This is a genomic window from Mucilaginibacter lappiensis (genome assembly GCF_900155965.1).
In the GTDB taxonomy this organism is placed as follows: Bacteria; Bacteroidota; Bacteroidia; order Sphingobacteriales; family Sphingobacteriaceae; genus Mucilaginibacter; species Mucilaginibacter lappiensis.
In genome coordinates this window covers 1-25,556 of sequence record NZ_FTMG01000026.1, presented here as the reverse complement: position 1 = coordinate 25,556, position 25,556 = coordinate 1, and the positions used below count along the sequence as shown (strand labels likewise).

Here is a 25,556-nt window from a genome sequence, read left to right as displayed (position 1 = left end):
TGTAAACCCAATTTTCAACAAAAAAGTCAGTCTTTGTCGAACTTGATTTGAAAACTTCAGTAAATTTCTGCAGTTAAATTTTAATAAACATCCAGTTTTTAGCATATTTAACTCTTACTTAAGTTTCTTATGCGCAAAACCTTACTCCTGTTATTTTCGATCTTTATTTTTTTTAATGTATCTGCCCAAAAAACGGCAAAAAAACCTTTAGACAATACCGTTTTTGATGGATGGCAAAGCATCAGCAATCAGCACATCAGCAATAATGGTAAATGGATATTCTATATAATAAAACCCCAGCAGGGTGATGCAGAGCTGGTAATAACCAACTCCACTAACACCACTAAAATAAGGATTCCTCGTGCTGATACGACCAGCTTCAGCAATGATTCTAAGTTTGTCACATTCCTGATCCGGCCCTTTTATAAAGCCATCCGTGAAGCAAAAATCAAGAAGAAAAAACAAGCTGATTTTCCTAAAGATACGCTGGGCATTATTACATTAGGTTCTCAAACTATTACCAAGGTGCCGGCTATTCGGTCGTTTAAGCTTTCGGCAAATGCACCAGTTGTAGCCTACCTGGCCGCTGCTGATACTATAAAAAAAACGCTACCCAACGACACCTCTAAAAAAGCGGTAAGCGCGACTATTGCCCCCTCAACACATGAAGGTTCCGATTTAACGGTGAATAAATTGGGCAGCACTACTACCCGTACATTTAAATACGCCACTGATTACCAGGTAAGTAAAAATGGAAAGTTATTAGCATTTTCCGTTACTGCACCAATCAAACAGAAAGATGTTAAGTCGGGCATGTATATTTATGACATTGATAAAAATCAGCTAAAAATAATTAGTAGTGGTCGTGGTAATTATCGTAATATTACCATCGATGATGAAGGTAAACAATTAGCCTTTACCGCCGAGAAAAACCCGGAAAAAGCCTTAGTTAAACCTTTTAAACTTTACTATTATACCAATACTCACGACAGTGCCACAGTTATAGCAGCCGCAGATTCAAAAGGTCTTCCTCAACAATGGGCTGTAAGCGGCGATGGTAAAGTCTATTTTAGCAAAAGCGGCAGCAACCTGTTTTTTGGAACAGCCCCTATCCCCAAACCAGCTGATACTACTATTGTAGATTTTGAAGTGGCCAAACTGGATATCTGGAATTACAAAGATGATTACCTGCAGCCACAGCAGCTAAAAAACCTGCAAACAGAATTAAAACGCAGCTACCTGGCTGTTATAAAACCAAATGACACCGAATCGAAGCCATTACAATTAGGCAGCAAAGCTATACAGGAAGTATTGGTTGCTGAAAATAAAGACGCCCGCTACGTTTTAGGTGTAACTGATACTGGTGCACGCATACAAGCCCAATGGCAAGGCGGCACTAAACAACAAGCTATTTTGATTGATACCAAAAGCGGTAATAAACGTCTTATTAATGCAAGTGCCAGAGCAAGATACCGGATATCTCCTGATGGTAAATATGTGATTTGGTTTGATCTGGAGCAACAAAACTGGTTTTGTTATACTATTGCCAACGGGCAGAAAAGCAATCTTACAGCTACTATAGGAACTAAAATGGGCGACGAGTTAAATGATGTCCCCGATTATGCCTCTGATTATGGATTAGCCGGCTGGCTACAAGGCGATAAAGCCGTTTTAATATATGACCGCTACGATATCTGGAAGATAGATCCGGCTACTGGGGCGGTAACTAGTTTTACCAATGGTATAGGCCGCAAGAATAAATTCATTATCCGTTATGATGCCACCGATCCTGAACAGAAGTTTATTCCGTTAAAGCAGCAAATGTGGCTGCAAACACAAAATGAGGCTAATAAACAATGGGGCTATTGTACTAAATTTCCAGAGAGCAATTCTGTTCCGGAAAAGGCTACGATGATTCCGATGAGTTATGGTGATCTATTAAAAGCTAAAAATGCCAATACCTACATCTATACCAAAGCCAGCTATGAACTGCCTCCTGATTTATACGTATCGTCAGATCTAAAAAAAGAAACTAAATTAAGTGATATCAATCCACAACAGGCTGATTATAATTGGGGAACTGCATCATTAGTACATTGGACAACCCCAAAAGGGTATCATTCCGAGGGTATTTTATACAAACCCGAAAATTTTGATCCTAATAAAAAGTACCCAATGATCGTATATTTTTACGAGAAACTATCTGAAGGGCTTTACAATTATATGGCGCCTTCACCCACTCCATCCCGCTTACCCATTTCTTACTTCGTGAGTAATGGGTATTTGGTTTTTGCGCCTGATATTAGCTATCAAACCGGTCATCCGGGTACATCCGCAGTTGAATACATCAATTCTGGTGTAGAGGCTCTTAAAAAGAACTCGTGGGTTGATGCTGCCCACATCGGTATCCAGGGCCAAAGCTGGGGAGGCTACCAGGTGGCCTATCTCATCACGCAAACTAATATGTATGCCGCCGCCTGGGCCGGCGCACCTGTAGCCAACATGACATCGGCTTATGGTGGTATACGTTGGGAATCGGGCGTAAACAGGCAGTTTCAGTATGAAAAAACCCAAAGCCGTATTGGTGCTACTTTGTGGGAAAAACCAGAATTATACATCGAAAATTCACCTTTATTTCAGCTCCCTAAAGTACAAACACCAGTAATGATCATGAGTAATGATGCCGATGGCGCTGTACCATGGTACCAGGGTATAGAAATGTTTACCGCGTTGCGCCGCCTGGGGAAACCCGTTTGGCTTTTACAATACAATGGCGAGGCACATAACCTGGTGTTAAGACAAAACCGCAAGGACATCACCATACGTGAACAGCAATTTTTTGATCATTTTTTAAAAGGCGCACCAATGCCGGTTTGGATGGCTAAAGGGGTACCTGCCGTTGACAAAGGAAAAGACTGGGGTTTTGAACTGGTGAAATAGTAGCCTTTAACCGAGAGGGAGCCAAGCCACAAAGAAATTCTGAAACAAATTTAGGTTGACCAACTTGATATAAAACAGAAAAACCGGATAGTATCCGGTTTTTCTGTTTTATTGAGTAAAATTGCATTTCTCTAATCAATAGCAAATGACTTTTTAAAGCGACTATCAACTTATCGCAGTATTATGCTCACTCGTCGGAAAGTAAAATATCTCGTATTTTATCGTGTACGTACTGAATATCTATTTCCTGGGTATTACTTAATAAAATAATTCCTAATTTTTTTTCGGGGATTAATGTCAGTACGTTCCTGTATCCTAAATCACCTCCATCGTGCGTGTAATTCATCAATCCTTTATAGGGTAATATAAACCAGCTTAATCCGATTGATGCTTTTAGATTAGGGTATATGGTGAATGTCGGAGTCATCATCATAGCATATGTTGAAGGCGAAATTATCTGTTTGTTTTTATATTTCCCCTCATACATATTGGCAATCGCCCAGTGGGATAATTCCAACACATTAGTATTCAGGGTAGAGCTTGGTGCATGCATTCTATTGTATGGATATATTAAGCTTACAACAGGCGGTTTACCTGTGTGTGGAGTGGTGCGCAGATTTTTCTTCGTCTCTGGAAAATAAAAACTGCCCTCGTACATTTCCAGCGGAGTTAAAATGTTATCTTTTACATATTTCTCAAATGACGTCCCTGAAACCTTCGCGATCAGATCTCCCATAACATCAAATGCCATATTGCTATAATGAAATTCCGCTCCTGGATTGCTAATCATTTTTTTATCTGCCAGGCTCTTGGTATATCGCTCAGCCGCGCCTTCGTCTGAGATAGCCTTCTCCCACTCATAATTTTCTACATCAGGCATTCCAGAGGTATGGTTGAGCATTTGTTTAATAGTAATTGCTTTATAGCGTTCATCATCTAACTTAAAATATGGAAGATAGGTAACCAGAGGCTTATTGATATCAATTTTACCTTGTTCAGCAAGCTGCATTACTGCCGTTGCCGTAAATGTTTTGGATATAGAAGCAATATGAAAATTATGCCGGGGCTCCAGTTTTTCCCTGGTTTGTACGTTGGTAACTCCAAAACCTTTGCTATATGCCACATCCTGCCCGTTTGTTATAGCTATCGCAATACCGGGAACATTTCCGCTATCAACTATAGATTGAAGATAAGTTTCAATTTTATGAAAGTCTTTACCGCTTGTTTTAATTACCTGTTCAGATTTTTTGCAACCAACAATGCTTATCAAAAAGATTGCAATAATCCCAAAAACAGAGTTTCTTATAGTCATTTTTTAGTCGTTTTAATTGTCAGGAATATTCGGTCACTTACCAAGCGTGTTTACAAGTGCCATTCTATTTTTAATTTATTGTAAAACACTCTCCAACTGATTTACCCTGATCCAATACTGAAATTATTTTCATTACACTCATAAATCTCCCGGGCGGATATTTTGATCTGATAACTATAGAATTTTAATAATAATAAATTGAATGATAAATTATTTATATTATAAAAACAGAAAAGCCGGATAATATCCGGCTTTTCTGTTTTTATAATTATAGAGTTATATTTCCCGATTGGGATCCCATTTTTCAAGATAATCAGCAACGCGACGTACAAATGATCCTCCTAAAGCCCCATCAACTACACGATGATCGTATGACAATGACAGGAACATCATGTGACGAATAGCGATCATATCTCCTTCTTTTGTTTCGATCACAGCAGGTTTTTTCCTGATAGCGCCAACAGCTAAAATAGCCACCTGTGGCTGATTAATAATAGGAGTACCCATTACATTGCCAAATGAGCCAACATTCGTAATGGTAAATGTGCCATCCTTTACATCGTCGGGTTGCAGTTTGCCGATACGGGCCCTGTTGGCCAAGTCATTTACGGCTTTGGTTATACCAAGTAAGTTTAACTCGTCGGCTTTTTTAATCACCGGTACTATCAAATTACCACTTGGCAGGGCCGTAGCCATACTAATGTTAATAGCCGCTTTTTTGATGATCTGTGTACCATTTACGGTAATATTGATCATCGGGAAATCTTTGATAGCTTTTACAACAGCCTCGATAAATATCGGTGTAAAGGTTATTTTTTCGCCTTCACGTTTTTCAAAACTACCCTTAACCTTATCGCGCCATAACACCAGGTTGGTTACGTCAGCCTCAACAAATGAAGTAACATGCGGTGAGGTATGTTTGCTCATCACCATATGATCGGCAATTAAACGGCGCATCCTGTCCATTTCAATAACTTCATCTGTGCCAGATACCGAAACAGCCGGCTTTGGTGCTTCTATTGCTTTAGCTGGTTCTGCAGCTGGGGTGGCAACTGGAGGAGGCGTATAAGTATTTGCAGCAACTGGCGCTACAGGAGCACTAAATGTTACAGGAGCCTGTTGTTTTAACGGCTCTTCAACTTTTTGAGCAGGAGATGACTTCTGCTTATGCTGAAGATAGTTTAAAAGATCATCTTTGGTTAAGCGGCCGTCAGAACCGCTTCCCGGTATTTTGTCCAATTCCTCAGTAGTGATACCTTCCTGGCCGGCTATATTTTTTACTAAAGGCGAGTAAAAACGTCCTTCACTTTTAAATGAAGATGCATCGGTAGCGATATTCTTTTTCTCCAATTGATCCAAGCCTGGTATGACTAAAGGTTCAGACAAAACTGAGGGCTGCTCATTTTGCACCGTTTCTGCAACATGGGCAGGAGCTGATTCTTCCGGAGTTTTTTGTTCTTCGACAGGTTTTACGACTGTTGGTGTTTCAGTTTCATTTGAAGCAGGTTCATTGGTTTCAATGATGGCAATCACCGATCCCACCTGAACAACATCATTCTCTTTGTAGAGTTGTTCAATAAGTTTGCCAGCTACCGGTGATGGAACATCCGAATCAACTTTATCAGTTGCTATCTCCATTACTGCTTCATCAGCATCTATATGATCTCCTGGATTTTTTGTCCATTTAATTATAGTTGCTTCTGCAACACTCTCACCCATTTTTGGCAATAATAGTTGGTATTTGGCCATTCTAAAATTATAGTTTCTCTCCCAAAATTATGAATTTCGATCAGTACTTTACAATTTATGTGAGTAAAGTATTCAACATTGTTAACGCGGTTACCGCGCTCCTTTCAATGTTTTGACGGCGTTTATTACCGAATGTGTATTTCTTTATTAACATTTTTTGATTGCCTGCCACCGCAATCCACACAGTACCAACTGGTTTAGTTTCAGTACCACCGTCGGGGCCGGCAATACCGGTTATAGCAATAGCAAAATCCGATTTGAAATTTTTCAAGGCACCCTCTACCATTTCAGTTACGGTTTGTTCACTTACGGCACCAAAATTATCCAACGTTTCTTGTTTTACCCCCAAAATACTTTCTTTTAGCTCGTAGGCATAAGTAACACCTCCACCTAAAAATACAGATGAGCACCCGGGATGCTGAGTAAACAAATGGGAAAGATAACCACCGGTACAGCTTTCTGCAACTGATAAAGTAAGCCCACGGCCTTCCATTTTATCTAGTATAGCTTTTTCAAGGGCAATATCCTCATCTATTACAAAAGCAACGCCTATACGTTCAATTATCCTTTTGGCAAATTGATCAACTTGCTCTTGCAAACCTGTTTCCTGTTCACCAAATGCGCTTAAACGCAAACGTACCATACCCAACTTGGGCAAATAGGCTAGTTTGATGTGGGCAGGAAGGTCATCTTCAATATCGGCTATACGTTCGGCTAAAAAGGACTCCCCTTCTCCTGCAGTCAAAATGGTTTTATGAATGATAACGGGCAGCTTAAACAACTCTTTAATTTGAGGTAATACCCGCTCTGTCATCATGTACATCATTTCGAAAGGTACTCCTGGCATAGAAATATAGGTAACTTTATTTTCATAAAACCACATACCCGGTGCTGTACCGTTTTGATTGAAGATTACTTTACAATTAGCAGGCACGTAGGCCTGTAAGCGATTCACCTCAAGTAAAGGCCGATTATAACGGGCAAAAATACCCTTTACATGTTCAAGGGTCTCAGGATCTTCTACCAATTCAACATTAAAATATTCTGCTAATGTTTTTTTAGTAATATCATCCTTGGTTGGCCCAAGACCTCCTGTAACAAAAACAATATCCACACGATTGGCAGCCTCAGTCAGAGCTTTCAGGATGTGTTCACGATCATCAGATATCGAGGATATTTGTTTTACGCGGATGCCAATTTGATTTAGCTCGGTGGCCATCCAGGCCGAATTGGTATCAACAATTTGACCTATAAGTATTTCGTCGCCTATAGTTATAATTTCTGCCAGCATTTTAATTAATAAAAACTTCCACTGTTGGTATAATCATTTCGCTTGCTCAGTTTCAGATCCTGCAATATAGTTGATTTTACCTTCAACGTAACATTATATGATTTCAAATAACCAAAAGGTATCCATTGAATGGAAAGATCCCAACAGTGCAGATCGCGATAAATCGAAAATGAAGTTGCGCTCCCTAGTTTCCCGGCTTTGATGTCATAGTTAGTTGAATATTGCACCTTCCACTTAGGCGAAACATTAACATCCCCGCTTATCTGTACCGTATTGCTCGTTGTAACCGTATTTAACGAGTTGGTATAGCTATAGCTATAGTTAAAGTTAATATTCCAGGGCACATTAAAATCAACATAAGCATTCGGATCACTGTTTACCAAAGCCAAACGCTGAGATTGAGTTGGTGTAAGATTAGCCAGGCCGTTTACTGCGCCTGGTGTACCTCGTGCTGCCGCCTTTGTTGAATTTAAGCTACCACTCATGGATATGCCTATATTTGATAATTGAGGAAACTTACCATCTTGCCAGGCATAACGGTTTATAAGCTGGCTATATCTTACAATATTATTATTTTGAATTGAGTCGCGAACTACTGTCACATACGGATTAAAGCTACCCTGAAAGCTAATACTCAGTTTTTGATTAAAGATAGCAGTATGCCCCGAAAACGTAATAGGTGAAAGCTTCATAGTATCTGCAGCAAAGTTGTAAAAGGTCGAAAATGATAAGCCCTGCAAAATGGTTATCTTACGATCTGTACCAGATGTATCTGTACTTTTCGCCTTTACTTTGGCTTCAATCGTATTATCTACGCTAAAATTAAGTCCGGCTTGCTTACCTGGTGAAGGGCCTCCATAAACAGCTCCATCAAAAATAGAATATTTCTGAGAGGCGTATGGATAAGGTATGGTAGCATTACTTACAGCGGTTTTATAATATCCAAAACTTGGATCAGAAAAATCCGGGCGGTAACCAAAACTTATAGAAGGTGTCATTACATGCCTGATCGCTTTCAGGTTTCCATGTTTAAAATTGACCTGTCCATACAATTTAGTAGATAAACCCGTACTCACACTGTATTCTCCGGCACGTTTAAAACCAGGTACAGTATCTGTAATCAATTGATCTGAATTACTGATACTCCCGCGTTCAAATCTTTTAGTTATACTTTGAAAGTACCAACGCTCGGTATAGTTAATGCTACTGTTAAACTGGAAGTATTTCAACACGTTAAGACCTAAGCTTACAGGTATCTGGTGCTGGAAACCATTTTGTAAACGTTTTGAAAGCGTTTCGCTCTTAAAGAGTTCAGCCTCTGGTATATTATTTACCTTATTGGTAGCCGTCATGTTGTAGCTTACGGTAATTTTCTGATACCATTTTTGCTCGCCTACCCTATCTTTGGAATCAAACGGGTTTATGGACGACATACCAAAGGCCACCGTTGGTAATTCTATAGTAATTGTTTTATTAGCGATATCCTGGCTATGTGACAAACCAACACTTAAATTGAATGGTGTACCAGCCCAGGTTTTACCATAGGATATACTTGAACGTAAACTGCTTGTAGCTATAGTAGTGGGATTAACAGTTCCCCTTGTATTTCTGAAAAACCCGGAAGTACCGGCATTTACTGAGGCACTGAAAGTAGAGCCAGGGTTAGCGTTGGGGTCCTGAGAGTGCGTCCAGTCAATGTGAACGTCTTTTGTAGCTGGATCACCCGGTAAGCCATAATTATGCGATCCGAAGCTTAGCGCGAGGTTCCCGGTATATTTATATCGTTTTAAATAACGCATCACGCTATTTAACTCATATGATCCTTTAGAATATACAGTAGCAGTGGTGGTAAGATCTATATAATCGTTAAAGCCTAAGTAATATCCAAAATTGGAGAGTTTAAATCCAAGTTGCTGATCCTCGCCAAAAGTGGGTAGTATAACACCTGATGTTCGCTGGTTGGGTTTCGGAAAAAAGCCAAACGGAATAGCTAATGGTAAGGGAATCCCCTCAATTTCAAGATATGCCGGGCCAGAGATGATTCTGTTTTTTTCACCAATACCACGGGTTATCACAATACCAAAATGGGTTTCCGGGTATGGAAGATCACAAGTACTGAATATTACATTGCGATATGCTACCTCGGTTTCGTTCAGTTTTTTTGCCTGTCCACCGGATATAAAATTGCCCTCTTGTTCTGATGCCGGGTTATATAGTTTTCCCTTTTTAGTTTCATAGTTAAACAACAGCGAATCAGAAGACACTGGTTTTTCAGTTTTTTGCTTCGATATTGGCCGTCCTATGTAACGGTGTGTACGTGGGTCGATGCTTCCACGAGCGAATATGATATGATTTTTCTGATCAACACGGATATAATCGGCATCGAGTTCAAAGTCTTCATAAGTAACGCGGGCACGGCCATATAGATATAAAATATTATGTTCGTTATCTACATGCGTAGAATCTTCGGCCACAGCCTTTACTTCAGATTGTATATCACCCTTCTTTTGTGTGGTATCAGTTTTGGCAGGAGTATTCTTGGATGATGAGATACGTGTGTTTTTTTTACCCTTAAGCAGTTTTTTATCTTTTATAGTATCAAGCTTTATAATAGTATCGGTAGCTGGAGCTATATTGTAATTTTTGTTTAAACCTGTATTTTCAACATTAAGTGCATTAGTATTTTGCTTAGGTTTCTTAATTCTAAGCAGTTTACTGTCTCGAACAGAGTCAAGTTTTATAATTGTGTCTCTAACAGGTTTGCTGCTATAAGCTTTATATGTATTTTTGCTTTCGGCAGAAAATACACTCACCGTTAAAAAAATTGCAAGTAGAAAAAAAAAGGTTGTGAATTTCAAAATTGATTATGAATAGTATTTTTGCAGATAAAGTTAACAGCGTTCAAAAATAATGAAAAATAGGGCATTGAAAAGATTGATTTATAGTTTATCGGTATTACTCGCATTCCTTTCATATTTTCCGGTCACATCTTATGGTTCCATAAAAAAAGATACAGTTATAAATAACACTGGTTTCAAGATCAAAACTATTATTATTGATGCAGGCCACGGAGCCAACCCTGCCGGAGCAGGGCATTTTTCACCTGGTGCATCAGGAAGTTTTTCCAAAGAAAGAAATGTAACGCTTGCTATCGCATTAAAATTGCAAAAAGCGGTAGAAAAAGATATGACAGGCGTAAAAGCTGTATTGACGCGCGCTAACGAGAACGATGTTTCTTTTGAACGCCGTGCCGAAATAGCCAACGAGAATAAAGGAGATGTTTTTATTTCGATACATTGTAATTCTTTATCTGATAGACGCGTAAGCAGAAGAGTAGGTACTAAACATCATAAACCGGTTTATAAAACAAGTTTGGTTCCCGATCGTTCAGGTAAAGGTGTGTTATTATTGGTTTATGCATTAAAGCGTACAAGAGAGGCCGAAAATGAGATTAAAAGAAACCAGGTTGAGGGTGATTCTGAGCTTGATGGAGGAGCTTTAGACCCAAATGACCCTATAACTATTATTTTAACAAACGAGTATAAAAGAAAATTCAGGCAGCAAAGTATAAATCTGGCAACATTGCTTAACAAAGAGTTTGTTGAAACAGACGGAAGACCAAGTGACGGCATAAGAGACCAGAGTATTTATGTATTATGTCATAGTTCTATGCCATCTGTTTTGGTAGAAACCGGATATATTAATAATCCTGATGATGAGGCTTATTTAAATTCAGAGGAGGGACAAAATACAATTGTCAATTCTATTGTACGGGCATTAACAAATTTTAAAAATGAGGTTGAGCAGGTTTCAAAGTAATATAACTTAGTTTTGCCTGTTGTATAAAATAACACCAACGATTCAAAATAGAAAAATAATTTAATCCGAAAACCACTACTTAATGAAAATCTCAAACGAAACAAAAATAGGCGCTCTTACAGCCATAGCCATTACTATATTGATATTAGGATATAGTTTTTTGCGCGGTAATGATGTTTTTTCGGGTTCAAATAAATATTACGCGGTTTACAGAAGTGTGGAAGGCCTTGCCTTAGCAAAACCCGTATTGGTTAACGGTTTTCAGATAGGACGTGTATCAAGCATGAAATTGCAGCCTGATGGGCATACTATTGTAGAGTTTAAGATTGATCCGGATTATGTTATACCTAATAACACGCTGGCAAAATTGTCAAGTACCGATCTTTTAGGCAGTAAGGCTATTGTTTTTGAACTGGGTAACAGTAAAGTAGCGGCTGAGGATAAAGACACTTTGAAAGCCGACATACAGGGAAGTTTGGCCGAAAGCTTGCAACCTATACAGAAAAAGGCAGAAATGCTGATATCAAAAATGGATTCATCATTGGCAGCTATCAATAAAATATTGAACCCTAACTTCCAGAAAAATGTTGATCGCAGTTTTATGAGTATTGCCAATTCACTGCAAACGTTGGAAGGTACTACTAAAAAGATCGATAATCTGGTGGCTTCACAATCAGGTCATATCAATGGTATTCTGACTAATGCCGAAGAGGTATCCGGAAGCCTGAAAACCAGTACTACTCACCTGAATGGCATGACTGCCAACTTTGAAAAAGTGAGCAACGATATGGCATCTTCAAACATTAAACAAACACTGGATAATGCCAATAAAGCTATGGCCGATTTGCAGGCTACAATGGCAAAAATCAACAATGGTCAGGGTTCATTAGGTTTATTGATGAATGACGATAAGATGTACAAAAATCTTACCGATGCATCAAATAACCTGAATAACCTGTTCATTGATCTGAAAGCACATCCAAAACGCTATGTAAGCTTCTCGGTTTTTGGGGGTAAAAAAGACTAAGCCAAGAATCAAGGCTACAAATACTCACTTAAAAAGTGGGTTTACATGGTTTACACTTTTCATGGTTAACATTTATTTATATAATTGACAATCAATATATTATATAGATTTTACATGAAAAAACGGATTTTTATGTTAACCATAAATAAAAAAAAGCAAACGATATTCGCTTGCTTTTTTTTATTTATGGTTAATTTTATTAACTAAAACCCAAGTCTCATTATCCTAAAGTCCCTAATCCTTTATTCTATGGCGAATGTTTTTCCTTCAATAGCTAATTCCGTTTCCGGGAAAACGCTTCTGGCTTCATCAAGCAATTCATTCAGCGTTTTATATCTAGCCGAAAAATGACCGATCAGCAATCTTCGGGCATGCGTTTTTAGTGCTATCTCTCCTGCCTGCAAAGCTGTGGTATGGTGCGTTTCCTTTGCCCTGTCAAGCATATCATTTAAAAACGTAGACTCATGATAAAGCAGCGTAACATTACTAATCTGTTCAAAATACTGCTCATTATAAAGCGTATCTGAGCAATAGGCATATGATTTCGGAGCTTGAGAATCGGTAGTTAAAGTATCATTCTTATACACCTTACCACTTGCCGATGTATAATCATTTCCTCTTTTTAAAGCGGTGTAATACTCTACCGGAACATTCAGATCTTCCAATTTTTCTTTTATCAGCTTGCGCAAACGTTTCTTTTCTTTGAAAAGAAAACCGGTACAGGGAATACGGTGATCAAGCGGAATGGTCTCTACAATAACATCACTATTATTGACAATCACTTCAGCTTTTTGAGCATCAATAGCCGTAAACTCCAACGGAAACTGTAGTGTCGTTTCTGAATATTTAAACTGCAGGTCTATAATTTCTTTGAGATGGGCAGGGCCAAAAAGATAAAGTGCTTTTTTACGGCCATTAAGATGCATGGACGATAATAAACCTACCAGTCCCAAGTAATGATCGCCATGAAGATGACTGATGAATATATGATCAATACGGCTGGCTTTAACATCAAAACGCAACATTTGCTGCTGAGTGCCTTCTCCGCAATCAATTAAGTACAGGCGCTCATTGATGTTAAGCGCCTGTGCTGTAGGATTTCTGTTAAAAATGGGTGTCGCGGAACTACTTCCCAGTATTGTTACCTCAAATTTCATATAGGGTAAACAATCATAAGGCCTATCTTGCTTCTTTTTTCAGCTCTTTTTCAATCTCTTCCATGAAAATAAGATCGATACCTTCTTCAGCTGTAGGCACAATGTTCAGTACATTATCCAATTGTGATATGGTTACTAAACGGGCCACTGCGTCATTTAAACCAGCCAGGATAAATAACCCGGTAGCATTTTTACATAAACGGTGGCCTACCAGTAAGCTGCTTAAACCAGAAGAGTCTGCAAATTTCACCTGTGAAAGATCAAGAATTATATTTCGCTGACCTTCAGTATTGATCAATATCAACTCGGATTTTAATTGAGGCGTAACCAATGAGTTCAATTTTGACTCATTAAGCTTCACTAAGATATATTTCTCGTGCTTATCGACAGTAAATTTCATTCCTATTAATAATTAGAAAGCTAAGATATGATAATTTTACGGGTAATTAAAAAACTACAAATTTGTTAGCGCTGTTTTGATACCTGTTTCAACCCGATTAAGTACACTTTCGTTATCCGGTTTTACAAATGGTTCGCCGATAATTTGCTCGTATAACTCAATATAACGTTCGGAGATAGATTGGACAATTTCCGGGGTCATAACCGGTACAACCTGACCATCTTTACCCTGGAAGCCGTTCTCAATTAACCATTTTCTTACAAACTCTTTGGAAAGTTGTTTTTGAGCCTCCCCTTTTTGCTGGCGTTCTTCATAACCTTCTTTATAAAAGTATCTTGATGAATCGGGGGTATGTATCTCATCAATCAGGTATATCTGACCATCAGCTTTACCAAATTCATACTTGGTATCAACCAGTATCAGACCTTGTTTGGCTGCTATTTCAGTTCCACGTTTGTAGAGAGCCTTGGTGTAGGCTTCCAATTTGGCGTAATCATCGGCAGATACAATGTTCTGTTTCAATATCTCCTCCTTTGATATATCCTCATCATGCCCAACAGATGCCTTGGTAGTTGGTGTTATAATGGGCTCTGGTAGGATATCGTTCTCCTTTAAGCCTTCGGGTAAGTTTTCACCACAAACTTGCCTTTTACCAGCGCTGTATTCCCGCCAGGCATGGCCGGCTAAATAACCACGAATCACCATCTCTACCTTAAAGGGCTCACAAATGCGACCAATGGTAACGCTCGGGTCGGGCACAGATATCACCCAATTGGGTACAATATCGGCGGTGGCTTCTAAAAACCGCGCCGCTATTTGATTAAGTACTTGTCCTTTATACGGGATAGGTTCTGGCAGTACCACATCAAAAGCTGATATGCGGTCGGTAACAACCATAGCCAGGTATTTATTATTGATAGTATAGACATCACGTACCTTGCCTTTGTAATAATTAGTTTGGCCAGGTAAGTTAAAATGTGTTTCTTTTATTGCGTTCATTCTTTTTTAGTTCATGGTTAATAGTTCATAGTTCATGGATGATTTGCAAGAATACTATGAACCATCAACCATGAACTATGAACCTTTCCCTATTGTATATCCCCGTAAGCTTCCAGTATTTTACGTACCAGTTTGTGCCTTACCACGTCTTCGCCGCTCAGGTAAACAATTTCAATTCCTTTAATATCAGTTAATATGCGCAGGGCGGTATGCAAACCCGATTGCTGTTTTTTAGGTAGATCTATCTGGGTAACATCGCCGGTAACAATAAATTTGGCCGATGGGCCCATACGGGTCAAAAACATTTTGAGCTGCATATCGGTGGCATTTTGTGCCTCGTCCAAAATCACAAAACAATTGTCCAGTGTACGACCACGCATAAATGCCAGCGGAGCTATCTCAATGGTGCGGTTCTCCAGGTAAAACTTTAGTTTTTCTGCAGGGATCATATCATCAAGTGCATCATACAAAGGCCTCAGGTACGGATCTATCTTTTCTTTCAAATCGCCAGGTAAAAAGCCAAGGTTCTCCCCTGCTTCAACCGCTGGCCTTGTTAAAATTATCCTTTTGATCTCCTTATTTTTGAGCGCCCTTACCGCTAAGGCCACAGCTGTATAGGTTTTACCGGTACCAGCAGGCCCTATGGCAAAAAGTATGTCGCTTTGATTGATGCAGTCAACCATTTTGCGTTGGTTGGCAGTACGTGCCTTAACCATTACACCATTTGGCCCAAAAACAATTACCTCGCCACTGGCAAATTTATCAGTTGTTGTCTGATCTATTGACGGTCCCGTAGTTGTTTTTGATCCCAGGATACGCTCCAGGTCGGTAATATTCAGGTTTTCGAACTTCTCTACATGTTGTAGCAGGTGATCGAATTTTTCCTGAAAAATATTCAGTTCGTGATCATCACCCAGAATTTTAACTTCGCTGCCACGCGCAACTATTTTAAGCTTAGGATATTGTTTCTTAATGATCTCAAAATGATCATTATTTGGCCCCCACAATACTGCCGGATTTACATTTTCAATTGATAGCTTTAGCTCGTTCAATAGTAATTTGATTTTTAGTTACGGATTTTTATGAATTAAAAATTGAATATTTGTAGCTTCAAATGCTACTACAAGATTAGCAATAAATATTATAAAATTAATGGCAATAATAACATTAACTACTGATTTGGGCGATAAAGATATTTACCAGGCTGCTTTGAAGGGCAGCATCTACAAATTGTTGCCCACAGTGAATATTGTTGATATTACCAATAACGTTGCCGCGTTTGATGTACAGCAGGCCGCCTTTATATTAAAAAACAGTTTTTACTACTTTCCTGATGGTACAGTACACCTCATTGGCATTGATACTGTTTATAACGATCACACCAAGTTTCTGGCTGTAAAATATAAAAACCATTATTTTGTTGGTGCCGATAATGGGATTTTTTCGTTGATGTTTAAGGAAACACCTGACGAGATCGTAGAAATAAACATTATGCAGGATCTCAAGTTTTTACATTTTCCGTTGGCGGATATTTTTGTAAAAGCAGCATGCCACCTGGCCAAAGGCGGTAAGCTTAATGAGATAGGCATCCCTGTACAGGACATTGAAAACAAAATGAACCTGCAGCCGGTTATCGAAAAAAACCTGATCAAAGGTGTGGTTATATACATTGATTCATTTCAAAATGTGATTACCAACATTACCAAGGAGTTTTTCAATAGCGTGCAACAGGGTCGTAAATTCGTACTGAACTTTAAACGGAACGAAACCATCAACCACCTGAGCTGGCATTATAATGAAGTACCGGTTGGTGAAAAATTATGCCTCTTTGGTATAAGCGATCATTTGGAAATAGCGATTAACAAAGGTAACGCCAGTGGCCTTTTAGGTTTAAATTTGAATGATAAGGTAATCATTGAGTTTCAATAACATTATGAAAAAGTTCTTATTGATTGGTATTATCTTCTTGTTGTTTAATGACTTATACGCGCAAACGAACGCGCAGGTAAGTGCCGACTCTATTGCTTATCAGCTGCAGCGAAAAAAAATAAACAGTATGCTGGACGCCCGCAAAGTACGTTTTGGCCAATACAGTCAAAGCCTGAATGAGCATACCGGGATATTCGGTTTTCAAACAAAAAGTGATATCCGCCGATCGAATGATATTTTGATGGATATTGTTAAAACAGATGATAACATTTATAAAGAGCTCAAGATCCTGTTGGAATATCGTGCCTTTCAACAACGGCAGATCCAAACCCACTCCAAAGAGGCAGAAACCATCAACCAAAATTATGTCAATCTGATCAGCAAGCTAAGGCAGCAAAATGCAACTTTAAAAGCAGAGGCTCAGCACGCTGCAACGATGCAGCGCATTTATATTTTGATCATTGTTCTCATGATTGCGTCAATTTTATTTCTGATAAGCAGAAAAAGTAAAGTTATGGTGTAATTTTGCGATCTTAACTATAAATGTATACATGGCAAGAGGACGACTGAATAGTGGCGCTAAGGCAGAAGCAGAATTACCAAAAGCAAAAATAAACAGGCAGAGCATACAGAACATCCGTAAATTGCTCAACTACATTAAACCTTACCGGGGCAAATTTATAGCAGGACTGATATTTTTGTTTGTATCCAGCCTGGTTGGACTTGCTTTTCCTAAAATATTGGGAGCACTGATTGATGCCGCACAAGGTAAATATCCCAACAGCTATTTACCTCACAGCCTTAACGCTATAGCCCTTGCAGGTTTTCTGTTATTATTTGGACAGGCCTTTGTTTCCTTTTTCAGGGTGGTTTGGTTTGTTCAGGTAGCCGAAAAATCCTTGGCCGATATCCGTCGTGATACTTATTTTAAGCTGATTACCCTGCCTATGAACTTTTTTGCCAACCGCCGTGTTGGTGAATTGAACAGTCGCATATCAGCCGATCTTTCACAAATACAGGATACGTTAACCACTACTTTTGCCGAGATCATCAGGCAATTGGTGATCATGGTGGGCAGCGTTATTTTGCTGGCTGTGGTATCTATAAAATTAACCCTGGCTTTACTGGCTATCCTCCCATTCCTGGTAGGCTTCGCTGTATTTTTCGGGAGATATATCCGGAAGCTATCACGCCAGGCGCAGGACAGGCTGGCCGAATCAAACACCATTGTTGAAGAAACCCTGCAAGGCATCGCCAACGTGAAGGCGTTTGTGAACGAAGCTTATGAAGCCACCCGTTATGACAAAATTCTGCGTATGGTAGTGAATATAGCTGTAAAAGGCGCTAAATTCCGCGGCATATTTGCGTCGTTCATTGTGTTTTGTTTATTTGGCACATTTGTAGGTGTCATATGGTACGGCTCGGTTCTGGTGAGCCACCACGAGATCCTGGTGGGCGATTTGACCACTTTTATCATGTACTCCATATTTGTTGGTGCAGCTATGGGTACCTTCCCCGATCTGTATGCTAATTTGCAAAAAGCCGTCGGTGCAAGTGAACGTGTACTGGAAATACTGGCCGAGCAAGGCGAGGACATCCACATGGTTGAAAACAACAACCAGGTAGATCAAAAAATTAAAGGCAACCTCGCTTTTGACAATGTGGTATTCGCCTATCCTTCCCGCTCGGAACTAACTGTTTTAAAGGGCATTTCCTTTGATGCGGCTGCTGGTCAAAAAGTGGCTATTGTTGGGCCAAGCGGTTCGGGTAAATCAACTATGGCATCGCTTATCCTGCAATTCTATCATCCACAAAGCGGCGCTATTTTATTTGACGGTCGAGCTGCTTCAGCGTTTTCCATTACCGATATTCGCAACCAGGTAGCCATTGTACCCCAGGATGTGATGCTTTTTGGCGGAACTATATCCGAAAACATTGCCTATGGTCGATTGAGCGCATCTAAAGAAGATATCATACAAGCTGCTAAACGTGCCAACGCGCACCAGTTCATCACCTCCTTCCCTGAGGGTTACGAAACCATTGTGGGTGAGCGCGGTGTTAAACTATCCGGTGGTCAGCGGCAGCGTATCGCCATAGCCCGGGCATTACTTAAAAACCCATCTATTCTGATCCTGGACGAGGCTACTTCGTCGCTTGACTCTGAATCTGAACGCCTGGTACAGGAAGCTCTGGAAGAATTGATGAAGGATCGTACCTCTATTATTATAGCGCACCGTTTGTCAACCATTCGCGAAGCTGATAAGATCATCGTGTTGGAAAAAGGTGAGATCATTGAATGCGGCAATCACCTGGAACTGATTAGCAATGAACAAGGGTTGTATCGTTATTTGAACCAGTTACAGTTTGATGCGCAAAATGGGTAGAGGTTGTACGTATGACGTTGTATGTTTTACGTCACCTAATGACGATATTCAAATAATTATAAAATCACATAACTTTTAAAAACGTATAACGTAACACGTATAACGTTTAACGTAAAATGAAATTAACCATACACGGGGCAGCCCGGCAGGTAACCGGCAGCATGCATTTGCTGGAGGTTGACCGATATAAGATTTTAGTGGATTGCGGGTTAGATTATGAGAAAGACCGCAGTATACAGGATAACGAAAACTTTCCTTTTCGCCCGGAAGAGATTGACGTGGTGATATTAACGCACGCGCATATTGATCACTCCGGCAATCTGCCCACACTCGTCAGGCTGGGTTTTAACGGCCAGATCCTGTGCACCCCACCTACTGCCGACTTGACTGAACTATTACTGCTCGATTCGGTTAGTATTTTCATGAATAAGGCCAACAAGGGCCACAAGAAGCGCGGTAAAGGCAAATTCAATACCGGCGGAGGTCCTCAACCACTTTATCTGCAAAAGCACGTACTGGACACGGTTGACCGGTTTGTTACCATTGGTTTTAACCGGCCCTTCCGCATCAACGGCAATATTGAGCTTACTTTTATACCTGTCGGGCATTTATTAGGCGCAGCATCCGCTGTATTGCGCGTAATAGAAAATGGAGAAGAAAAATCCATCGCCTTTACCGGTGATATCGGCAGGAAAAACTACCCAGTACTCAATGATCCGCAGGAATTACCCCCTGTAGACTTTTTGGTTTCCGAATCAACTTATGGAGGCCGCTATCACACTAAAGATAAATCCGTGGAGCAAACCCTCATAGAAGTTATTGATAAAGCATGTGTCAAAGAACAAGGGCGGTTAATTATACCCGCGTTTAGTATTGGCCGTACCCAATCGCTGGTTTATTCGCTTAATAAGATCTTCAGCGAAGGCCTGCTGCCACCGGTTAGGGTGTTTGTAGATAGCCCCATGGCTACCATGGCGACGGGCATTTTCAGGAAATATCATAGCCTGGTGAACCAGGACGCCCAGGATTTTTACAAAGACAAAGGCGACGAGTTTGAGTTCGAAAACCTTACCTATATAGAAAATTTAAAGGATAGCCGCCAGATATCCAATTATTACGAGCCCTGTATCATCATTTCTTCGGCGGGGATGCTGGAGGGTGGCCGTATCCAGGATCACCTGTTTTATAATATCCAGAACTATTACTGTACCATCCTTTTTATAGGCTATTGTGCCAAAGGCACTTTAGGTCACCGTTTACTGCGTGGCGACTCTATCGTACACATTAAAGACCGTGAACTGGCGGTTTATGCTACCATTAAACAAACCGACGTTCTGAGTGCCCATGGTGATCATAACGACCTGACAGAGAATGTAAAACAGCAAGACAAATCAAAGCTCAAAAGCGTTTTCCTGGTACATGGCGAAACCGAAAGCATGCAACTACTGGCTGACGATCTGGAGCAGAACGGCTATACCGTTACCATCCCTGAAAAAGGCGTGGTGTATCAGTTATAAACCGGGTTCTCCAGTACGTAATGATAAAACGACCGGTAACCACCATGCTCGGTTTGACTAAGCGTAAAGCCCAGCTTTTCAATGATATGTACGGAGGCATCATTCCCAACCTCTATCATGGTAACGATGCGTTTTAGGTGGTGGGTATTAAAACCAAACCTAATCAGAGCACGTCCCGCTTCGGTGGCAAAGCCTTTTCGCCAGTATTTGTGGGCTATGTAAAGCCCCATGGAGGCATCCCCTTCTATGATCTTACCAGCCTCATTGTAGTGTGGATATAAGCCGCATCTGCCAACGTATTGATTATCTGCTTTTAATATAGTAGCCCACATAGCCCAGAAACCATCATGGGGCTGCATAGGGCCGTTAACAAATCGATCTTCGGCCTCAACGCGGGTGCGTGGTTTGCCGCCTACATAGCGGCGTACTTCGGGGTCCTGTTCCATGGCACAAAAATCGTCCATGTCATCAGGAGTATGCAGCCGGAAGAACAGCCTTTTCGATTCTAAAATTATTTTTCCATTTTTTGGTTCCATGTCATGATCACGGTGAGAACCCTAAGATACAAATCCCTTCTGAAAACTTTTTAAACCTTTAATTTTAACACTTTTCTGTTCGAAAACGAGCTAAAAACGGGTCGAAAATCATTTAAAACCATCCATTTTAACACTTTTTAACAAATTTTAACGCAATTTTGAGCAGTTTTAAAAACTTTAAAAAGTACTAATTTATTGACTATCAAATAACTACATACCAAACGACCGGTTTTTGACCTCGTTTTGTCCTTAACCAAACAGCCCGGATCTCCTCAAAAAGAGACCCGGGCTGTGGTTATTATAAATATACAAAAAATTAAGGAGATTGCCAAAACGGCCGGAGGACGGGTAATACCTAAACAGGTGTCATTTCGAACGAGGAACGAGGAGAAATCTTCTGCGATTGGCTCTGACTACTGCAAAAGATTTCTCTTTCGCGCGGCCCTCATACCCCCATCATGCTCTATCGAAATGACAACCTTTCTGCAACTGTTATTTAGCCCCAAAAACAAAATAGCCAGGATCAATTACAGATCCCGGCCATTTGCGTTAAATAGTAAACCTCGTATTTACTTTTATTTCTTGAAATGATCAATGATCAGATTGGCCAATTCAACCCCTATACGTTCCTGGGCCTCGTTAGTAGCAGCGCCAATATGTGGGGTAAGGGAAATTTTAGGGTGTTTTAATATTTCTTCGCGCGGTGTTGGTTCATTATCAAATACGTCTAAAGCGGCAAATGAAACCTGTCCGCTGTTTAAAGCGTCAACCAGGGCCAGCTCGTCAATTAAGCCGCCGCGTGAAATATTTACCAGGCCAACACCTTTTTTGGTTTGAGCTAATTCTTCGGCGCCTAATAGAGCTTTATCGATAAATGGTGTATGCAGCGTAATAAAGTCGGCTGCTTTGATCACCTCATCAAGCGTAGCTTTTTTAACAGCTACTTTTACAGTACTACCGCCACCTAAAACGATGTCAAGCTCAGGGTTAAAATCAAAAAGGTCATAAGCTAAAACATCCATACCCACGCCGATAGCGATTTTCGCTACCTCACGGCCGATACGGCCAAAACCTACAATGCCTAATGTTTTACCACGCAGCTCGATACCTTTAGCATATGCTTTTTTCAGATCGTTGAATTTGGTACCGCCTTCAACAGGCATTTTGCGGTTGCTGTCATGCAAAAAGCGTACAGCGCCAAATAAGCTGGCAAATACCAGTTCTGCAACTGATAAAGAAGAAGAAGCCGGCGTGTTATAAACGCTCAGCCCTTTTTCCCGGGCATATTCTACATCAATATTATCCATACCAACACCACCACGACCAATTACTTTCAGGTTAGGTGTAGCGTCAATTAAAGCCTTACGCACCTTTGTTGCGCTGCGTACAGTGATAGCATCGTACGCTTTTAATTTTTCAGGCAATTCATCCTGAGGTATATTGTTGGTATCAACAAAAAATCCAGCATCTTCCAACAATTTTTTACCTATTGGATCTATACCATCGTTAGCTAATATTTTGATCATCTTAATTAGGGTCATTAAGTCATTGGGTCATCAAGTCATTGAACAGCGTCATTATAAAAATGACCGAATGACTTAATGACCTGATGACGTGAATAATTATTTATTACTTTCTGCAAACTCGTTCATTACATCAACCAGCACTAAAATGCTGCTTAAAGGCAATGCATTGTAAATTGAGGCACGGAAACCACCTACACTGCGGTGACCTTTTATACCTATTATGCCTCTTTCGTCGCATAGTTTAAGGAAAGGTTTTTCCAGTTCAGGATTTTCCATTACAAAGCATACGTTCATGTTCGAACGATCTTCCGGAGCAGCTACCGCTTTAAATAATGGGTTAGCGTCTATAGCATCATATAATACACGGGCTTTGGTAATGTTTTCCTGCTCAATGGCAGCAACACCGCCTTTACCTTTTAACCATCTAAGTGTTAACATAGATACATAGATGGCAAAACATGGAGGTGTATTGTACATGGAACCACCTTCAATTTGAGCCTGGTAGTTAAACATAGAAGGAATCTTACGATCAACTTTTCCTAAAATATCATCTTTTACAATCACCAGGGTTACACCGGCAGGACCCATGTTTTTTTGAGCACCGGCGTAGATCAAACCAAAATCGGCTACGTTAATTTTACGACTGAAAATATCTGACGACATATCGCAAACCACCGGTATTGGCGATTTAGGAAACTCCTGTAATTGCGTACCGTAAATAGTATTATTAGAAGTAATGTGGAAATAAGCAGCATCAGCAGGGATAGTATAATCTTTAGGGATATACGTAAAATTGCTCTCTTTGGAAGTAGCCACAATTTCAACCTCGCCAAAGTATTTAGCCTCTTTTAAAGCCTTGTTAGCCCATACGCCTGTTTCCAGGTACGCTGCTTTACCGGTTGATGGTAACAGGTTATAAGGAGCCAAAGCAAACTGCGTACTGGCGCCTCCCTGTAAAAACAGAACCGAATAACCCTCAGGAACGCTGAATAATTCTTTCACCAAACTAACAGCTTCATCTAAAACTGCCTCAAATTCTTTTGAACGGTGTGAGATCTCCAATAATGACAATCCTATACCATTTAAATCAATTACTGCCTCAGCAGCTTGTTTTAAAACTTCCTGAGGTAAAATGCCTGGTCCGGCACCAAAATTATGTTTCATATAGTTAACAAATTGTAGGTTCTGAATACACGATTAGGAACTTCGTATTTAGTTGGGCCGAAGTTAATTAATTTGACAAAATATATAGAGATTATTTGCATTTTTTGAAAAAATATACAATTAATCAACAAAAGGCCCTTTGATTGCAAATTTGTAATTTATCCTACGGAGTTCGTAGAATTTATTACGATTGTAATAACTTTTCGGGATATTTAAGGTGAGATATGGCGGCCGAGGGACTGGCCGACGAAAACACAGAACTGCCTGCAACCAATACATTGGCACCGGCATCAACCAATTTTTGGATGTTGTGCTGGTCAACACCGCCATCAACCTCAATAAACAGGTTTGGATTTTTGTCGCGGCTCAGCGCTTTCAGGTCGTGCAGTTTTTTGTAGGTATTTTCAATGAATTTTTGTCCGCCAAAACCGGGGTTTACAGACATGATCAAAACCAGGTCAAGATCGCCAATGATATCCTGCAGCAAGGTAACCGGTGTATGCGGATTTAGGGCCACCCCCGCCCTGCAGCCGAGCTCTTTAACGGCTTGTATGGTACGGTGCAAATGTGGACAAGCCTCGTAATGTACCGTCATGCCATCAGCGCCGGCATCTTTAAAAGCCTTTAAATAACGATCGGGCTCCACAATCATCAAATGAACATCCAGCGGTTTGGTGGCGTGTTTTTTGGTAGCGCTAACTACCGGGAAACCAAATGATATATTGGGCACAAACATACCGTCCATAATATCAACATGCACCCAATCCGCATCGCTTTTATTGATCATTTCCAGATCGCGTTGCAAATTGGCAAAATCGGCAGCTAAAATTGATGGTGCTATCAAATGGTTCATATGCAAATATAATAATCCCTCCGGCCCTCAAAAGGGAGAGTTATAAAATTTATGTAAAGTTTTTTGGGGAAGGTTTGTCATCCTGAGGAACGAAGGATCTGTTTATGAACTGTACAAACCGGAAGAAAAGGCGTAGAATAGATCCTTCGCTACGCTCTGAATGACAAGGATTTTTTTAGATTATAGTTTAGTCTGTAAATATTGGAGGCCATTCCATAATTTCCTTATTTAAAAAATCCCAATTCGGATTCTCCTGCTCAATCAATTTTACCTTTTTCTCCCTCGTCCAGCCTTTAATCTCCTTTTCACGTTCAATAGCGTGATTTATAAATTGATGCCTTTCAAACCAAATAAGATAATAACACTTATACTTTGAGGTAAAACTTTCACCTTGTGCTACACCAAAATAATGCTCGTATAATCTTTGATTTAAATCGTTAGTTACACCAGTGTATAATACCGTTTTATTATAGTTTGTAAGGATGTAGGTAAAAAAGTTATACTGACTCATCTTGCAGATGAATATACAAATTTGGCACCTATTTAAAGAAATAGCTGTAGGGTAGATTCTTCGCCACGCTCAGAATGACAAGGATATTGTTAGAGCTCAACCTCAAAAGTTTGTCATCCTGAGTTTTAAAATCCGGGGGCCTTTAAGGGTTCAATGACATTATCTTTGCAAAGCCGTGCAGTGTGGCCGTCTAAGTTATAGTGCATTTTTGCCTGTCCCTGAGTATGGTTCTGAAGCAATGAGTCTAAGGGTATGGTACAACACTAACTGTGTTTGTCCGATGGGTAGCCTGTCTTTTTCTTTACACTCCTTCGGGCACGGCTTATTAACGATAAGTCAACAGGATGGAAAAGATGCATCATCATGCAGCCGGTATAGATATCGGCTCGCGTAAGGTATTTGTAGGATTGGAAAACAGTCCGGTACGCTGGTTTGAGACCTT

Annotated in this window: 20 protein-coding genes; 7 read left to right on the top strand and 13 right to left on the bottom strand. The window is 40.1% G+C overall.

The genetic code is table 11. The features are described 5' to 3' along the window. The first annotated feature begins 129 nt into the window (after positions 1-129). Complete coding sequence (locus tag BW976_RS27975) at positions 130-2,940, top strand: S9 family peptidase (RefSeq protein WP_076378848.1); 2,811 nt, start codon at positions 130-132, stop codon at positions 2,938-2,940. 187 nt (positions 2,941-3,127) lie between these two features. Here the strand turns inward: BW976_RS27975 and BW976_RS27970 are convergent, their stop codons facing one another. From BW976_RS27970 to BW976_RS27950, 4 genes are all read right to left on the bottom strand, one after another. Further along, entirely contained in the window at positions 3,128-4,252 is a 1,125-nt protein-coding gene (locus BW976_RS27970; RefSeq protein WP_076378846.1) for a serine hydrolase domain-containing protein, read from the bottom strand. A 276-nt stretch (positions 4,253-4,528) separates the two neighbouring features. Next, a complete protein-coding gene (locus BW976_RS27960) occupies positions 4,529-6,001 on the bottom strand; it encodes a dihydrolipoamide acetyltransferase family protein (protein ID WP_076378842.1) in 1,473 nt (490 codons plus the stop codon). A gap of 55 nt (positions 6,002-6,056) precedes the next feature. Next, positions 6,057-7,292 (bottom strand): competence/damage-inducible protein A, encoded by a 1,236-nt coding sequence (locus BW976_RS27955; RefSeq protein WP_076378840.1) that lies wholly within the window; start codon positions 7,290-7,292, stop codon positions 6,057-6,059. Positions 7,293-7,297: 5 nt separating this feature from the next. Next, complete coding sequence (locus BW976_RS27950) at positions 7,298-10,105, bottom strand: putative LPS assembly protein LptD (RefSeq protein WP_245834797.1); 2,808 nt, start codon at positions 10,103-10,105, stop codon at positions 7,298-7,300. A 97-nt stretch (positions 10,106-10,202) separates the two neighbouring features. Between BW976_RS27950 and BW976_RS27945 the strand changes: the two genes are divergently transcribed. Together BW976_RS27945 and BW976_RS27940 are read left to right on the top strand one after the other, a co-directional pair. Further along, complete coding sequence (locus BW976_RS27945) at positions 10,203-11,111, top strand: N-acetylmuramoyl-L-alanine amidase family protein (RefSeq protein WP_076378838.1); 909 nt, start codon at positions 10,203-10,205, stop codon at positions 11,109-11,111. An 82-nt stretch (positions 11,112-11,193) separates the two neighbouring features. Further along, the gene (locus BW976_RS27940) at positions 11,194-12,138 is read left to right on the top strand and encodes an MlaD family protein (protein ID WP_076378836.1); all 945 of its coding nucleotides are present in this window, start codon (positions 11,194-11,196) and stop codon (positions 12,136-12,138) included. Between the two features lie 242 nt (positions 12,139-12,380). Here the strand turns inward: BW976_RS27940 and BW976_RS27935 are convergent, their stop codons facing one another. The 4 genes from BW976_RS27935 to BW976_RS27920 form a co-directional block, all read right to left on the bottom strand. Further along, positions 12,381-13,295: a ribonuclease Z gene (locus BW976_RS27935; protein WP_076378834.1), complete on the bottom strand. Its 915-nt coding sequence runs from the start codon at positions 13,293-13,295 to the stop codon at positions 12,381-12,383. A gap of 22 nt (positions 13,296-13,317) precedes the next feature. Then, entirely contained in the window at positions 13,318-13,695 is a 378-nt protein-coding gene (locus tag BW976_RS27930; RefSeq protein WP_076378832.1) for an STAS domain-containing protein, read from the bottom strand. 54 nt (positions 13,696-13,749) lie between these two features. Beyond that, on the bottom strand, positions 13,750-14,694 hold the full coding sequence (locus BW976_RS27925) for a phosphoribosylaminoimidazolesuccinocarboxamide synthase (protein ID WP_076378830.1): 945 nt from the start codon (positions 14,692-14,694) through the stop codon (positions 13,750-13,752). Positions 14,695-14,783: 89 nt separating this feature from the next. Then, positions 14,784-15,746, bottom strand: coding sequence for a PhoH family protein (locus tag BW976_RS27920; protein ID WP_076378828.1), 963 nt, complete (start codon positions 15,744-15,746; stop codon positions 14,784-14,786). Between the two features lie 100 nt (positions 15,747-15,846). Between BW976_RS27920 and BW976_RS27915 the strand changes: the two genes are divergently transcribed. From BW976_RS27915 to BW976_RS27900, 4 genes are all read left to right on the top strand, one after another. After that, positions 15,847-16,623, top strand: a complete 777-nt coding sequence (locus tag BW976_RS27915; RefSeq protein WP_076378826.1) for an SAM hydrolase/SAM-dependent halogenase family protein — start codon at positions 15,847-15,849, stop codon at positions 16,621-16,623. Positions 16,624-16,627: 4 nt separating this feature from the next. Then, positions 16,628-17,146: a hypothetical protein gene (locus tag BW976_RS27910; RefSeq protein ID WP_076378824.1), complete on the top strand. Its 519-nt coding sequence runs from the start codon at positions 16,628-16,630 to the stop codon at positions 17,144-17,146. 28 nt (positions 17,147-17,174) lie between these two features. Beyond that, positions 17,175-19,007, top strand: a complete 1,833-nt coding sequence (locus BW976_RS27905) for an ABC transporter ATP-binding protein (RefSeq protein WP_076378822.1) — start codon at positions 17,175-17,177, stop codon at positions 19,005-19,007. 116 nt (positions 19,008-19,123) lie between these two features. Next, on the top strand, positions 19,124-20,524 hold the full coding sequence (locus tag BW976_RS27900; RefSeq protein ID WP_076378820.1) for an MBL fold metallo-hydrolase: 1,401 nt from the start codon (positions 19,124-19,126) through the stop codon (positions 20,522-20,524). Here BW976_RS27900 and BW976_RS27895 read toward each other — a convergent pair. The 5 genes from BW976_RS27895 to BW976_RS27870 all read right to left on the bottom strand — a co-directional run bounded on the left by BW976_RS27895 (position 20,515) and on the right by BW976_RS27870 (position 25,114). After that, the gene (locus tag BW976_RS27895; RefSeq protein ID WP_076378818.1) at positions 20,515-21,060 is read right to left on the bottom strand and encodes a GNAT family N-acetyltransferase; all 546 of its coding nucleotides are present in this window, start codon (positions 21,058-21,060) and stop codon (positions 20,515-20,517) included. The genes BW976_RS27900 and BW976_RS27895 overlap by 10 nt on opposite strands. 575 nt (positions 21,061-21,635) lie before the next feature. Further along, a complete protein-coding gene (locus BW976_RS27885) occupies positions 21,636-22,586 on the bottom strand; it encodes a D-2-hydroxyacid dehydrogenase (RefSeq protein WP_175614200.1) in 951 nt (316 codons plus the stop codon). Between the two features lie 96 nt (positions 22,587-22,682). Continuing rightward, complete coding sequence (gene serC, locus BW976_RS27880) at positions 22,683-23,750, bottom strand: 3-phosphoserine/phosphohydroxythreonine transaminase (RefSeq protein ID WP_076378815.1); 1,068 nt, start codon at positions 23,748-23,750, stop codon at positions 22,683-22,685. A 184-nt stretch (positions 23,751-23,934) separates the two neighbouring features. Then, the gene (gene rpe, locus BW976_RS27875; RefSeq protein ID WP_076378813.1) at positions 23,935-24,603 is read right to left on the bottom strand and encodes a ribulose-phosphate 3-epimerase; all 669 of its coding nucleotides are present in this window, start codon (positions 24,601-24,603) and stop codon (positions 23,935-23,937) included. Between the two features lie 187 nt (positions 24,604-24,790). After that, complete coding sequence (locus BW976_RS27870) at positions 24,791-25,114, bottom strand: GIY-YIG nuclease family protein (RefSeq protein WP_076378811.1); 324 nt, start codon at positions 25,112-25,114, stop codon at positions 24,791-24,793. Between the last annotated feature and the right edge of the window lie 442 nt (positions 25,115-25,556).

Bases quoted from the DNA above. Each gene is read 5' to 3' on its own strand.
- BW976_RS27900 (WP_076378820.1), top strand. From the start codon at position 19,124: ATGAAATTAACCATACACGGGGCAGCCCGGCAGGTAACCGGCAGCATG.
- serC (WP_076378815.1), bottom strand. From the start codon at position 23,750: ATGAAACATAATTTTGGTGCCGGACCAGGCATTTTACCTCAGGAAGTT.
- BW976_RS27945 (WP_076378838.1), top strand. From the start codon at position 10,203: ATGAAAAATAGGGCATTGAAAAGATTGATTTATAGTTTATCGGTATTA.
- BW976_RS27975 (WP_076378848.1), top strand. From the start codon at position 130: ATGCGCAAAACCTTACTCCTGTTATTTTCGATCTTTATTTTTTTTAAT.
- BW976_RS27930 (WP_076378832.1), bottom strand. From the start codon at position 13,695: ATGAAATTTACTGTCGATAAGCACGAGAAATATATCTTAGTGAAGCTT.
- BW976_RS27955 (WP_076378840.1), bottom strand. From the start codon at position 7,292: ATGCTGGCAGAAATTATAACTATAGGCGACGAAATACTTATAGGTCAA.
- BW976_RS27895 (WP_076378818.1), bottom strand. From the start codon at position 21,060: ATGGAACCAAAAAATGGAAAAATAATTTTAGAATCGAAAAGGCTGTTC.
- BW976_RS27935 (WP_076378834.1), bottom strand. From the start codon at position 13,295: ATGAAATTTGAGGTAACAATACTGGGAAGTAGTTCCGCGACACCCATT.
- BW976_RS27925 (WP_076378830.1), bottom strand. From the start codon at position 14,694: ATGAACGCAATAAAAGAAACACATTTTAACTTACCTGGCCAAACTAAT.
- BW976_RS27940 (WP_076378836.1), top strand. From the start codon at position 11,194: ATGAAAATCTCAAACGAAACAAAAATAGGCGCTCTTACAGCCATAGCC.
- BW976_RS27905 (WP_076378822.1), top strand. From the start codon at position 17,175: ATGGCAAGAGGACGACTGAATAGTGGCGCTAAGGCAGAAGCAGAATTA.
- BW976_RS27970 (WP_076378846.1), bottom strand. From the start codon at position 4,252: ATGACTATAAGAAACTCTGTTTTTGGGATTATTGCAATCTTTTTGATA.
- BW976_RS27915 (WP_076378826.1), top strand. From the start codon at position 15,847: ATGGCAATAATAACATTAACTACTGATTTGGGCGATAAAGATATTTAC.
- BW976_RS27960 (WP_076378842.1), bottom strand. From the start codon at position 6,001: ATGGCCAAATACCAACTATTATTGCCAAAAATGGGTGAGAGTGTTGCA.
- BW976_RS27910 (WP_076378824.1), top strand. From the start codon at position 16,628: ATGAAAAAGTTCTTATTGATTGGTATTATCTTCTTGTTGTTTAATGAC.
- BW976_RS27870 (WP_076378811.1), bottom strand. From the start codon at position 25,114: ATGAGTCAGTATAACTTTTTTACCTACATCCTTACAAACTATAATAAA.
- BW976_RS27885 (WP_175614200.1), bottom strand. From the start codon at position 22,586: ATGATCAAAATATTAGCTAACGATGGTATAGATCCAATAGGTAAAAAA.
- rpe (WP_076378813.1), bottom strand. From the start codon at position 24,603: ATGAACCATTTGATAGCACCATCAATTTTAGCTGCCGATTTTGCCAAT.